Raw genomic sequence first — 13,461 nt, forward strand, 5'->3', positions numbered from 1 at the left:
TACGTGAGTTGTTAAGCATGTACGAGTTCCCAGGCGACGACACCCCAATCATTAAGGGTTCTGCTCGTTTAGCACTTGAGGGTGACGAGGGTCCATTAGGTAAGCAAGCTGTACTTGCTTTAGCTGAGGCTTTAGACACTTACATCCCAACGCCTGAGCGTGCGGTTGATGGTACTTTCTTGATGCCNGTTGAGGACGTGTTCTCAATTTCTGGTCGTGGTACCGTAGTGACTGGTCGTATTGAGCGCGGTGTGATTAAAGTGGGTGAAGAGATCGAGATCGTTGGTATCCGTGAAACACAGAAAACCATTTGTACCGGTGTTGAGATGTTCCGTAAGTTATTAGACCAGGGTGAGGCTGGTGATAACGTGGGTATCTTACTACGTGGTACTAAGCGTGAGGATGTTGAGCGTGGTCAGGTATTGGCTAAGCCAGGCACCATTAAGCCACACACCAACTTCTCTGCTGAGGTGTACATCTTATCTAAGGAAGAGGGTGGTCGTCATACGCCATTCTTCCAAGGTTACCGTCCTCAGTTCTACTTCCGTACAACGGACGTAACTGGTACCATTACACTACCAGCGGACAAAGAGATGGTACTTCCTGGTGATAACGTATCCATGGATGTAGAGTTAATCGCTCCTATCGCTATGGAAGAAGGCTTACGCTTCGCTATCCGTGAGGGTGGTCGTACCGTAGGTGCTGGCGTTGTTGCTAAAATCGAGAAGTAATTCTCAAAAAAATTACACAGTATCATTTAAATAAGATATAATGTGTGGTTCGGTAGTGTTCTATTCATAGAGCACTACCTTGCCTTAAACGGCAAAATACATATCTAGGGGTATAGCTCAATTGGCAGAGCGTCGGTCTCCAAAACCGAAGGTTGTAGGTTCGATTCCTACTGCCCCTGCCAAATACTTAAGTAACTGCAATTAGCGGTACTATTAAAATGTCAAACACAAATATAACAACCGTTTCCAACACTGGCGACAAGATCAAGATCACCCTTGCTGTACTGATTCTTGCGATTGGTATTTTTGCCTATTCCTATTTTTCGGACTTGGCAAGCTACGCACGCGTGGGTATTTTTGTCGGTAGTTTGGTACTCGCAGCGATTTTAGTTTGGCTTAGCGACTTAGGTAAGCGAGGCTTAGCTTTTGCTACCGGTTCATACAATGAGATGAAGCGTGTTGTATGGCCTAGTCGCAAGGAAGTTATTCAGATGACAGGCGTTGTTTTTGCCTTCGTCTTTGTGATGTCGATTTTTTTGTGGATTGCCGATAGCTTAATCGACTGGATTCTGTACGGTGTATTTCTAGGTTGGAAATAGGGAGAGTTGGTGAGTAAGCGTTGGTATGTTCTTCATGTCTTTTCAGGCATGGAGAAGAGAGTTCAGAAGTCCTTACAGGAAAGAATTGCCGAAGCTGGTTTGGATAGCTATTTCGGTCGTATCTTAGTTCCTTCTGAGGAAGTGATGGAGAGTCGCGCCGGTCACAAATCAATCTCCGAGCGTCGAATTTTCCCAGGCTATGTTTTTATCGAGATGGAATTAACTGATGAAACATGGCATTTAGTTAAGAGCACGAATCGTGTGACTGGCTTTTTGGGTGGTACGGGTAATCGTCCAACCCCGATTTCTGAAAAAGAAGTCAATAAAATTCTATTCCAAATTGAGGAAGGTGGTGAGAAGCCACGTCCTAAGGTATTATTCGAAGTTGGTGAGATGCTACGTGTCAAGGAGGGTCCATTTGCGGACTTTAATGGTACGGTAGAAGCTGTCAACTACGAACGCAGCAAGGTCCAGGTTAATGTCACGATTTTTGGACGCATTACCCCGGTCGAGCTGGATTTTAGTCAGGTAGAAAAGGCTTAATCCGCTTTATCTGCAGATTAAGCCGTTACTATTTTTTATTAACATATGGGGAGCTTTTAATTAAGCGCCTGCACCCATTAGGAGTATCAAATGGCAAAGAAAATTGCCGGCTTTATTAAGCTACAAGTGCCCGCCGGTAAGGCAAACCCGGCGCCGCCGATTGGTCCAGCATTGGGTCAACGCGGTCTTAACATCATGGAATTCTGTAAAGCTTTTAATGCTCAAACTCAGGGCATGGAGCCAGGTTTACCGATTCCGGTGGTGATTACTGCATACGCAGACAAATCATTCACTTTCATCATGAAAACCCCACCTGCAACTATTCTTATCAAGAAAGCTGCCGGTGTTCAAAAGGGTTCTGCACGTCCTAACCTAAATAAAGTAGGTAAATTAAACCGTGCTCAGTTGGAAGAAATTGCTAAAACCAAAGAACCGGATCTTACTGCAGCTGACTTAGACGCCGCTGTTCGTACTATTGCCGGTAGCGCCCGTAGTATGGGTATTGAAGTTGAGGGTGTGAACTAATGGCTAAAGTATCTAAGCGTTTACGCGCTCTCCGTGAAAAGTTTGATAGCGAAAAATTATACACTTTAGACGAAGCATTAGCGCTAGTTAAAGAAACAGCGACTGCTAAATTTGATGAGTCTATTGATGTGGCTATTCAATTAGGTATCGACCCTAAGAAATCTGACCAATTAGTTCGTGGCTCCGTCGTTTTACCTGCGGGTACGGGTAAGTCTGTACGTGTTGCCGTGTTCACTCAAGGTGATAATGCTGAAGCTGCTAAAGCCGCTGGTGCTGACGTTGTCGGTATGGAGGATTTGGCTGATGCGGTTAAGGCTGGTAACTTGGATTTTGATATCGTGATCGCTTCTCCTGATGCGATGCGCATTGTGGGTGCTTTAGGTCAAATCCTTGGTCCACGTGGCTTAATGCCTAACCCTAAAGTGGGTACAGTAACACCGGATGTAGCGACTGCAGTTAAAAATGCTAAAGCTGGTCAGGTTCAGTATCGTACTGACAAGTCCGGTATCATCCACAGTACCATTGGTCGTGCTTCATTTGAAGTCGATCAGTTAAAACAAAATTTAGCCGCTTTAGTAGATGCTTTAAATAAAGCGCGCCCCGCTTCTGCTAAGGGTGTTTATCTACGTAAAGCCTCCATTTCATCCACAATGGGTGGTGGAGCAAAGGTTGAGGTTGCTACTTTAGCAACAGCAGCCGCTGAGTAAAGAACTTTGGGCTGCGCCTCTAGGCGATTTAATCACATTGAATCACTTAGGGCGCTGCTGTCAAAGACCGCTGGAGTTTTTAAGCTCATATAGTTAAAAACTTAAAACTTATCCAGCGTAGACGGCGTCCCAACGGAAGAATTCAATTAGAACTCTGCCCTGGTACGCCGCATATGGTTGACGCAACGGGATTTTCCCACCGCGTCATTTAGATGGAGTAATCAAACCGTGAGTCTCAATCGTAATGAGAAAGCTGCCGTAATTGAAGAGGTTTCTGGCCAACTGGCTGAAGCTCAATCAATGGTAGTAGCTGAGTATCGTGGTATTGATGTCGGCTCTATCACCGTATTGCGCAAAACTGCACGTGAAAATGGTGTTTACCTACGTGTATTGAAAAACACTTTAGTTCGTCGTTCAGTTGCTGATACACCGTTTGAGGGTATCTCTGAGCAATTGACTGGTCCACTACTTTACGCAATTAGTAGTGATCCAGTGGCGGCTGCTAAGGTATTGTCCGATTTCGCCAAAACCAACGACAAGATCGTACTGAAAGCCGGTGCTTTACCGGGTAGCGTACTTGATGTTGAAGGTGTTAAGGCCTTAGCTAAAATGCCTTCTCGTGAAGAGCTATTGGCTAAACTATTGGGTACAATGCAAGCACCTGTTGCGAAGTTTGTGCGTACGCTTAACGAGGTTCCGTCTAAATTCGTTCGCGGCTTGGCTGCGGTACGTGATCAAAAAGAGTCTGCTTAATTTATTAGTAGACTGTGTGTTGACACGTAATAGATTTTTGGAAATTCGTCGATAGAATCGATAACAAAACCAGGCAAATATATTTTTTAATTTTTGGAGTTCAAAATGGCTTTATCAAAAGCAGATATCTTAGAAGCAATTGCTAACATGAGCGTGTTAGAGTTGTCTGAGTTAATTACTGAAATGGAAGAAAAATTCGGCGTATCAGCTGCTGCCGCTGCAGTTGCTGTTGCTGCTCCTGCTGCAGGCGGTGACGCTGGCGCTGCAGGTGGTGCTGAGCAAACTGAATTCACAGTATTCTTAGCTGACGTTGGTTCTTCTAAAGTTAACGTAATTAAAGCAGTGCGCGAAATCACTGGTTTAGGCTTAAAAGAAGCTAAAGACTTAGTTGATAACGCACCTAAAGAAATTAAAGAAGGCTTAGACAAGGCTGCTGCTGAAGAAGCACAGAAGAAACTTGAAGAAGCCGGTGCTAAAGTAGAACTTAAGTAGTTCCTGCTTTTAAACACCCGGAGTAGTTTTTGCTATCTCCGGGTTTTTGTGTTTTCACGAAAAACGGCCTCTAACCAGAAGAAGACGTACAATAGCATCAACTTCACTTATAATTTAGCTAGTTTATGTAGGGACTTTTCCGAGTGCCTCACACTTTACACTAAATTACACCCTGATGACAAGATGTGCGCACAGAGACGTTTTTCTTGAAGTCGCAAAACCCTCTTGATTACAAACGACTAGTAATCAGCTAACCATCTCGAGTTGGAGTGCTCATGCCTTACTCGTATACTGAACGTAAACGTATTCGTAAGAGCTTCGCTAAGCGCGAAGACATTCAAAAAGTACCAAACCTTCTAGGAACACAGCTCAATTCATATGATTTGTTTTTGCAGCAAAACGTTCACCATAGCCAACGCAAGGATGAAGGTCTACATGCCGCTTTTACCGGTATTTTCCCCATTGAAAGCAATAACGGTTTCGCTCGTTTAGAGTTTGAAAGTTATCGCTTAGAAGCCCCCGTATTTGACGTAAAGGAATGTCAATTACGTGGCTTAACCTATTGCTCCCAGTTGTATGCCACGATCAATTTAGTAATTATGGATCGTGATGCGAGCAAGCCAACGGTTAAAGAAGTTAGAAAGCAAGAAGTATTCATGGGTGAAATCCCCTTAATGACTGACACCGGTTCATTTATTATTAATGGTACCGAGCGTGTTATCGTGTCTCAGTTACACCGTTCACCTGGTGTGTTCTTTGAGCATGACCGCGGTAAGAACCAAAGTTCCGGTAAGTTAATCTTCTCAGCGCGCGTTATTCCTTATCGTGGCTCATGGCTAGACTTTGAGTTCGATGCTAAGGACAATTTATTCTTCCGTATCGACCGTCGTCGTAAAATGCCGGTGACCACGTTGTTAAAAGCCATTGGCATGAGCTCAGAGCAAATTCTGGCTGAGTTCTTTGATTTCGATAAATTCGATCTCAAAGAAAGTGGCGCTTTAATGGATTTTATTCCTGAGCGTTGGCGCGGTGAAACGGCGCCATTCGACTTAGTCGATAAGGCGGGTAATGTCTTAGTTGAGGCAGATAAGCGTATTACTGTTAGACATCTACGCCAGTTTGCGGACGCCAATATGGACGAGATTTTGGTCAATGATGATTTTTTAGTTGGTCGTTTCTTGGCTAAAAATATCATTGATCCCGAAACAGGTGAGGTCTTAGCCGAGGCTAATGCTGAAATCTCTGAATCTTTACTCACTGCCTTACGTGCGGCTGGTATCAAAGTGCTTGAGACCCTGTATGTCAACGAATTGGAAAAGGGTCCTTATATTTCTACCACGTTGAGCACTGATGACACGCTGGATGCCAATGCGGCGCGGATTGCGATTTATCGTATGATGCGTCCAGGTGAGCCACCAACCGAAGAGGCGGTTGAGGCCCTATTTGAGCGCTTATTCTATAGCGAAGATAGCTATGATTTATCACGCGTCGGTCGTATGAAGGTAAATAGCCGCCTCCATGGCATTGATAGTGCTGAGGGCGCCCTAACACTCACCGATGACGATATTTTACAAACCATTAAGATTCTCGTTGATTTACGTAATGGTAAAGGCGAGATTGATGATATTGACCACTTAGGTAATCGCCGCGTACGTTGCGTGGGTGAGTTGGCTGAAAATCAGTTCCGCGCTGGTTTAGTGCGGGTTGAGCGTGCGGTTAAGGAACGTTTGGGTTCGGCAGAATCTGACAACTTGATGCCAAATGACCTTATTAACTCTAAGCCTATCTCAGCGGCGGTTAAGGAGTTCTTTGGTTCTAATCAGTTGTCGCAGTTTATGGATCAGACCAACCCCTTATCGGAAATTACCCATAAGCGCCGTGTGTCTGCTTTAGGTCAGGGTGGTTTAACCCGTGAACGTGCTGGTTTTGAGGTACGTGACGTACATCCTACGCACTATGGTCGCGTATGTCCGATTGAGACGCCTGAAGGTCCTAACATTGGTCTAATCAACTCGATGGCATTGTATGCCCGTTTAAATAACTTCGGTTTTTTAGAAACACCGTATCGTAAGGTTGAAAACTGCCGCGTAACAGACGAAATCGAGTATTTATCTGCGATTAAAGAGTCTAATTACGTGATTGCGCAGGCAAACGCTGAGTTAGATGAAGACGGTAAGTTTATTGATGATCTGATTGCGTGTCGCGAAAACGGTGAAACCATTATGACGGCGCCGGAAAATGTCCAGTATATGGACGTGGCACCATCACAAATTGTGTCCGTTGCTGCTTCATTAATTCCTTTCTTAGAGCATGATGATGCGAACCGTGCCTTGATGGGTGCTAACATGCAGCGTCAGGCAGTGCCTTGCCTGAAGCCTGAGAAGCCTTTGGTGGGTACGGGTCTTGAGCGTATTGTGGCGCTTGACTCCGGAACTACGGTACAAGCTAAACGTGGTGGTGTGGTTGATCACGTGGATGCACAGCGTATCGTGATTCGTGTGCATGACGAGGAGGCGCAAGCCGGTGAGGTTGGGGTGGATATTTACAATCTCACAAAATACACGCGTTCGAACCAAAATACCAATATCAACCAGCGCACTACGGTTAAACGCGGTGATGTGGTTGCGGCCGGTGATGTATTGGCAGATGGTGCTTCAACTGACTTAGGTGAATTAGCCTTAGGTCAAAATATGTTGATCGCCTTTATGCCATGGCACGGTTACAACTTTGAGGACTCAATCTTAATTTCTGAAAAGGTGGTTTCTGAAGATCGTTATACCTCCATCCATATTGAGGAATTGACGGTAGTGGCTCGTCAAACCAAGCTAGGTGATGAGTCGATTACACGCGATATTTCTAATGTGCCTGAAGTGCAGTTAAACCGTTTAGATGACTCCGGTATGATTCATATCGGTGCCGAGGTTCGTGCCGATGATATTCTGGTTGGTAAGGTAACGCCTAAATCAGAAACGCCGTTAACGCCTGAAGAGCGTTTATTACGTCAGATTTTTGGTGAAAAAGCCGCTGATGTTAAGGATACCTCTTTGCGTGTACCTTCCGGTATGAATGGTACGGTGATTGATGTACAGGTATTGACAGCCAAAGGTGAAAAGCCGGATGCACGTGCACAATCCATTATTGACGCAGAATTAGAGCGTTATCGTATTGACTTAGATGACCGTTTCCGTATTACACAAAATGATATTTTTGACCGTCTACAAAAAATCTTAGTGGGTCAGGTGGTTAATGGCGGTCCTCAAGGTCTTAAAAAGGGTAGCGCACTAAGTGCAGATTACTTAGAAAATCTGGATCCTAATTTCTGGTTTGATATTCGCTTAGCAGATGAGGATACCCAAGCCACGCTTGAACACGCCAAAGAGTCACTAGACTTTGAACGCGCTGAAATCGAGCGTATGTACGATGAGAAGCGTAAGAAATTAACTCAGGGTGATGAGTTACCGCCAGGCGTCTTGAAGATGGTCAAGGTGTACTTAGCGGTTAAGCGTCGTTTACAGCCTGGTGATAAGATGGCCGGTCGTCACGGTAACAAGGGTGTGGTTTCTCACATCGTACCAGTAGAAGATATGCCGTATATGGCCGATGGTACGCCAGTTGATATTGTACTAAACCCGCTTGGTGTGCCTTCACGTATGAATATCGGACAGATTCTTGAGGTGCATTTAGGTTGGGCAGCCAAGGGTATCGGTCAGCGTATTGATGAAATGCTTGCCGGTGAGCGTAGCAAGCAGGTGAGCGATATTCGCGCCTATCTTGAAAAGGTCTATAACGACGTTGGTAGAAAGGAAAAATTAGATAGCTTGTCCGATGAGGAAGTTATCGAAATGGCGCACAATCTACGTGACGGTCTACCGTTAGCAACACCAGTGTTTGACGGTGCGGTTGAGGCGGAAATTCAGCATATGCTGAAGCTAGCCTATCCGGATGAGATTAAAGAGCGTTTAGGCCTGACTGAAACACGTACACAAGTGAATCTGATTGACGGTCGTACAGGTGAGCCATTTGATCGTCCAGTCACGGTAGGCTATATGCACTATCTGAAACTGCATCACTTAGTGGATGATAAGATGCACGCCCGTTCTATTGGTCCATACTCACTGGTGACTCAGCAGCCATTAGGTGGTAAGGCGCAGTTCGGTGGTCAGCGTTTTGGTGAGATGGAGGTGTGGGCACTTGAAGCTTACGGCGCTGCCTATACGCTACAAGAAATGTTAACCGTTAAGTCGGATGATATTGCAGGTCGTACGAAGGTTCACGAAAACATCGTCAAGGGCGAGCATTCAATTGATGCGGGTATGCCTGAGTCCTTCAACGTCTTGGTTAAAGAAATTCGATCACTGGCTCTCAATATGGAGCTGGAGGGTAAAAAATAATGAATGGTTTATTAAGTCTATATAAGCAAATTGCCCCTGATGAGCAGTTTGATGCAATTAAAATTGGTATCGCTTCACCGGAAAAGATCCGTTCGTGGTCTTACGGTGAGGTGCGTAAGGCTGAAACCATCAACTACCGCACCATTAAGCCGGAGCGTGACGGTCTGTTTTGTGCCAAGATTTTCGGCCCGACCAAAGACTATGAGTGTTTGTGCGGTAAGTATAAGCGCTTAAAGCATCGCGGCATTATTTGTGAAAAGTGTGGCGTGGAAGTAACTGCGGCCAAAGTACGTCGTGAGCGTATGGGGCATATTGAACTAGCCAGTCCCGTTGCCCATATTTGGTTCTTAAAAAGCCTGCCTTCTCGTTTAGGTATGGTGCTTGATATGACCTTGCGTGATATTGAGCGCGTCTTATACTTTGAGGCCATGTGCGTGATTGAGCCAGGCATGACGCCGTTACAGCGCGGTCAAATCATGACCGAAGAGGAGTACAACAATAAGGTCGATGAGTACGGTGATGAGTTCGTTGCGCTGATGGGCGCTGAGGCCATCCGCGAGTTATTGCGTACGCTAGATATCGATAAAGAAGCGGAAACCTTACGCGAAGAGCTTAAAATAACGACCTCTGAAGCTAAGCTTAAGAAAATTTCCAAACGTCTTAAAGTGGTTGAGGGCTTCCAAAAATCGGGGATTAAGCCTGAGTGGATGATTCTTGAGGTGTTACCTGTGCTGCCACCGGATTTACGTCCTTTGGTACCGCTTGATGGTGGTCGTTTCGCAACCTCGGATCTGAACGATTTATACCGTCGCGTCATCAACCGTAATAACCGTTTGAAGCGTCTGATTGAGTCTTATGCGCCTGATATTATCGTACGCAATGAAAAGCGTATGTTGCAGGAAGCGGTTGACTCGTTGATGGATAATGGTCGTCGCGGCAAGGCCATGACGGGTCAGAATAAGCGTCAATTAAAGTCACTTGCCGATATGATTAAGGGTAAGGGCGGTCGCTTCCGTCAGAACTTGTTAGGTAAGCGTGTGGATTACTCCGGTCGTTCGGTGATTGTGGTCGGTCCGCAGCTTAAACTACATCAATGTGGTTTACCGAAATTGATGGCCTTAGAGCTCTTTAAGCCATTTATTTTCCACCGTTTAGTGGCGATGGATTTAGTGGCAACGACAAAAGCAGCCAAGCGCTTAGTGGAGGCTCAAGAGCCGGTCGTTTGGGATATTCTTGAGGAAGTGATTCGTGAGCACCCGGTACTATTAAACCGTGCGCCAACGTTGCACCGTCTTGGTATCCAGGCCTTTGAACCGGTACTGATTGAGGGTAAAGCGATTCAATTGCACCCGCTAGTGTGTGCGGCCTTTAACGCGGACTTTGACGGTGACCAAATGGCGGTACACGTGCCCTTATCGATTGAGGCACAGGTAGAATCGCGTACTTTGATGTTAGCGTCTAATAACATCTTATTCCCAGCCAGTGGTGAGCCTTCGATTGTACCTTCTCAAGATATTGTGTTAGGTCTTTACTACACCACTCGTTCACGTATTAACGGTAAGGGTGAGGGTAGCTTCTTTGCTGACCTGAATGAATTGCATCGTGCCTACAATACTGGTGCGGTTGAATTACAAAGCCGTATTACGGTGCGCTTAAATGAGTGGGTTAAAGATGCAAACGGTGAGTTCCAGCCGCAATTAAAACGTGTTGAAACTACGGTTGGTCGTGCTTTACTGTCTGAAATTTTACCTAAGGGTCTGCCGTTTAGTGTTATCGACAAAGCGCTGACTAAAAAGGAAATTTCTAATTTGGTGAGCCAAGCTTATCGTCGTTGTGGTCTGCGAGAAACCGTTATTTTTGCCGATAAACTGATGCAATCTGGTTTCAGTTTAGCGACTAAAGCGGGTATCTCTATTGCAGTGGACGATATGCTAGTGCCTGCTGCTAAAGTCGATATCTTGGCGCAAGCCTCTGAAGAGGTTAAAGCCATTGATAAACAGCACTCTTCTGGTTTGGTAACAACCCAAGAGCGTTATAACAACGTGGTTGATATTTGGGGTAAAGCCACTGAGCGCGTCACGAAGGTGATGATGGAGCAATTAGCCACTGAAAAAGTGCTGAATCGCTTCGACGAAGAGGTGGATCAAGAGTCATTTAACTCCATTTATATGATGGCTGACTCCGGTGCTCGAGGTTCGGCGACGCAGATTCGTCAGTTAGCGGGTATGCGAGGCTTGATGGCTAAGCCAGACGGTTCAATTATTGAAACGCCGATTACCGCAAACTTCCGTGAGGGTCTGAACGTACTTCAGTACTTTATTTCAACCCACGGTGCGCGTAAGGGTCTGGCCGATACAGCGTTAAAAACTGCGAACTCAGGTTACTTAACTCGTCGTCTTGTTGACGTGACTCAAGACTTGGTGATTATTGAGGACGATTGTGGTACCACCAATGGCTATATGATCAAAGCCAAGGTTGAGGGCGGTGAAATTATCGAGCCTCTACGCGATCGCGTCTTAGGTCGTGTCGCTGCCGCTGATATTATTAATCCAGATACGCAAGAGACAGTGATCACAGCTGGCACCATGCTAGATGAGGATGCGGTTGAGTTAATTGATAAACTCGGCATTGACGAGGTTAAGATTCGCACGCCATTGACATGTGAAACACGTCATGGTTTATGTGCTCAATGTTATGGTCGCGATTTAGGTCGCGGTACACTAGTGAACCGTGGTGAGGCAGTGGGTGTGATTGCTGCTCAATCTATTGGTGAGCCAGGTACTCAGTTAACCATGCGTACCTTCCACATCGGTGGTGCGGCCTCACGTACTGCTAGCGTGTCTAGCGTTGAGACGAAGTCTAACGGTAAGGTGGCTTTCTTAGCCTCGATGCGTTATGTGACCAATAGCAAAGGCGAACGTATTGCGATCTCTAATAACGGTGAGCTATTAATTGTTGATCCGACGACTGAACGTGAACGTGAGCGTCATCGTGTGCCTTATGGTGCGACGGTGATGGTTGGTGACGGTGATGAGGTAAAAGCAGGCGCTAAATTAGCTACTTGGGATCCATTAACTCGTCCGATTGTGTCTGAGTATGCGGGTCAGGTGAAATTCGATAATATCGAAGAGGGCGTGAACGTAGCCCAGCAAACTGACGAAGTGACCGGTTTATCGACCTTAGTCGTGATTACACCTAAGCGTGCTACACGTGCCAATGTACGTCCGCAGATCAAGATGTTGGATGAGAAAGGTGAGGAGCTTAAAATCCTCGGTCCAAACAATACCAGCCATAGCGTAGCGATTAGCTTCCCGGTCGGTGCCTTGATTCGAGTACGTGATGGCCAGGAGATCGGTGTGGGTGAGATCGTGGCTCGTATCCCTGTGGATTCTCAGAAAACCCGTGATATTACCGGGGGTCTACCACGTGTGGTTGAGCTATTTGAAGCCCGTTCACCTAAGGATGCCGGTATTCTTGCTGATGTTTCTGGGGTGGTTTCCTTTGGTAAGGACACTAAAGGTAAGCAGCGTTTAGTGATTACTGATACCGATGGTCAGCCGCATGAATTCTTGATTCCTAAGGAAAAGCATATTCAGGTACAAAATGGTCGTGTGGTTCACCAAGGTGAGTTAATTGTTGACGGTCCTGCTGATCCGCATGATATTCTGCGCCTCAAAGGTATTGAGATGCTTGCTCAGTACATTATTGATGAGGTACAAGAGGTTTACCGCTTACAGGGTGTGAAGATCAACGATAAGCATATTGAAGTGATTGTGCGTCAGATGCTACGTCGTGTGGTGGTTGAGGATGCTGGGGATACTAGCTTTATTCCGGGTGAACAGGTGGAGCGTTCTGCCTTACTTGATGAAAACGATCGGGTTCAGGCTGAGGGCGGTCAACCAGCGACTTATCAGAATATCCTCTTGGGTATTACCAAAGCGTCACTCTCGACAGACTCCTTCATCTCTGCCGCTTCCTTCCAGGAAACAACACGCGTACTAACTGAAGCTGCGGTGATGGGTAAACGTGATGAGCTACGTGGTCTAAAAGAAAACGTGATCGTGGGTCGCTTGATCCCTGCCGGTACTGGTTTAGCTTACCACTTGGCGCGTCATCAGAAGCTTGACAGTCGTAGTAGCTTCGAGCACAGCAGTTCTACTGAACAAGAAAACCCCTTTATTGAGCCGGTTTCTCTTGAAAGTGCTTTAGGTGCGACTGCAGAAGCAGTGACGACTGAGCTAGATAGCAGCAAAGAGTCAGGCCCTACTGAAGAGTAAGCTGACAAGCCATACCCTAGCTGTGAAGACTATTCTTAGATAGCCAGTAGCAGCTGGGTTCACTCATAAAAATAGCCGTTATTTACAATATAACGGCTATTTTTAGATCATGTGGTGGATTTTAAATCTGCCAAGTGCTAACATTATCGTAAGCGTCCGGTGAACACATGTATTCATTCCTCCTAAATTGCGCGACACTAAGGTTTTGTGTATGTTAGGAGAAATCAATGCCGTCTTTAATGCGTATCGAGACCGCCCAACGNGTGGGAATTCAAGAGCAAGCGTCTAGCCTACTGGCACTAGATAAAATCATCCTGGTGAGTGAGGCGACAGATTTACGAGCGGGGNTGGATACCTTGCGCACTAAGGCAATTCAGCGCTTTGGTCAGGTGGCACCTCACGAAGCCTATGTGTTTATGAATCGCACGCACACGCTTCTTAAA

9 protein-coding genes and 1 tRNA gene are annotated in these 13,461 nt (G+C 46.0%); all 10 read left to right on the top strand.

The genetic code is table 11. From position 1 onward, the window contains the following. The coding region (locus A3GA_RS0110470; protein ID WP_018026649.1) for an EF-Tu C-terminal domain-related protein at nucleotides 1-731 on the top strand (731 nt) is incomplete at its 5' end. Between the two features lie 106 nt (nucleotides 732-837). Continuing rightward, nucleotides 838-913 (top strand) — tRNA-Trp (locus A3GA_RS0110475). A gap of 36 nt (nucleotides 914-949) precedes the next feature. Continuing rightward, entirely contained in the window at nucleotides 950-1,330 is a 381-nt protein-coding gene (gene secE, locus A3GA_RS0110480; RefSeq protein WP_018027358.1) for a preprotein translocase subunit SecE, read from the top strand. Between the two features lie 9 nt (nucleotides 1,331-1,339). Beyond that, nucleotides 1,340-1,873 (top strand): transcription termination/antitermination protein NusG, encoded by a 534-nt coding sequence (nusG, locus tag A3GA_RS0110485; protein ID WP_026156960.1) that lies wholly within the window; start codon nucleotides 1,340-1,342, stop codon nucleotides 1,871-1,873. 90 nt (nucleotides 1,874-1,963) lie between these two features. Then, entirely contained in the window at nucleotides 1,964-2,398 is a 435-nt protein-coding gene (gene rplK, locus A3GA_RS0110490; RefSeq protein WP_018027360.1) for a 50S ribosomal protein L11, read from the top strand. Continuing rightward, nucleotides 2,398-3,105, top strand: coding sequence for a 50S ribosomal protein L1 (gene rplA, locus A3GA_RS0110495; protein ID WP_018027361.1), 708 nt, complete (start codon nucleotides 2,398-2,400; stop codon nucleotides 3,103-3,105). Before rplK ends, rplA begins: the two co-directional genes overlap by 1 nt. Nucleotides 3,106-3,333: 228 nt before the next feature. Continuing rightward, the gene (rplJ, locus tag A3GA_RS0110500) at nucleotides 3,334-3,858 is read left to right on the top strand and encodes a 50S ribosomal protein L10 (protein ID WP_018027362.1); all 525 of its coding nucleotides are present in this window, start codon (nucleotides 3,334-3,336) and stop codon (nucleotides 3,856-3,858) included. Between the two features lie 105 nt (nucleotides 3,859-3,963). Next, nucleotides 3,964-4,350, top strand: a complete 387-nt coding sequence (rplL, locus tag A3GA_RS0110505) for a 50S ribosomal protein L7/L12 (RefSeq protein WP_018027363.1) — start codon at nucleotides 3,964-3,966, stop codon at nucleotides 4,348-4,350. Nucleotides 4,351-4,625: 275 nt separating this feature from the next. Next, nucleotides 4,626-8,741 carry a DNA-directed RNA polymerase subunit beta gene (gene rpoB, locus A3GA_RS0110510; RefSeq protein ID WP_018027364.1) on the top strand — a complete coding sequence of 1,372 codons (4,116 nt, stop codon included), beginning with the start codon at nucleotides 4,626-4,628 and terminating at the stop codon, nucleotides 8,739-8,741. After that, nucleotides 8,741-13,018, top strand: coding sequence for a DNA-directed RNA polymerase subunit beta' (rpoC, locus tag A3GA_RS0110515; RefSeq protein WP_018027365.1), 4,278 nt, complete (start codon nucleotides 8,741-8,743; stop codon nucleotides 13,016-13,018). The genes rpoB and rpoC overlap by 1 nt, the downstream gene beginning before the upstream one ends. Nucleotides 13,019-13,461: the final 443 nt, after the last annotated feature.

The sequence above is a fragment of the Oligella urethralis DSM 7531 genome (assembly GCF_000372065.1).
Taxonomy (GTDB): domain Bacteria; phylum Pseudomonadota; class Gammaproteobacteria; order Burkholderiales; family Burkholderiaceae_B; genus Oligella; species Oligella urethralis.

Coding starts and splice junctions, on each gene's coding strand:
- rplL (WP_018027363.1), top strand. CDS start 3,964: ATGGCTTTATCAAAAGCAGATATCTTAGAAGCAATTGCTAACATGAGC.
- rplK (WP_018027360.1), top strand. CDS start 1,964: ATGGCAAAGAAAATTGCCGGCTTTATTAAGCTACAAGTGCCCGCCGGT.
- rplA (WP_018027361.1), top strand. CDS start 2,398: ATGGCTAAAGTATCTAAGCGTTTACGCGCTCTCCGTGAAAAGTTTGAT.
- secE (WP_018027358.1), top strand. CDS start 950: ATGTCAAACACAAATATAACAACCGTTTCCAACACTGGCGACAAGATC.
- rpoC (WP_018027365.1), top strand. CDS start 8,741: ATGAATGGTTTATTAAGTCTATATAAGCAAATTGCCCCTGATGAGCAG.
- rpoB (WP_018027364.1), top strand. CDS start 4,626: ATGCCTTACTCGTATACTGAACGTAAACGTATTCGTAAGAGCTTCGCT.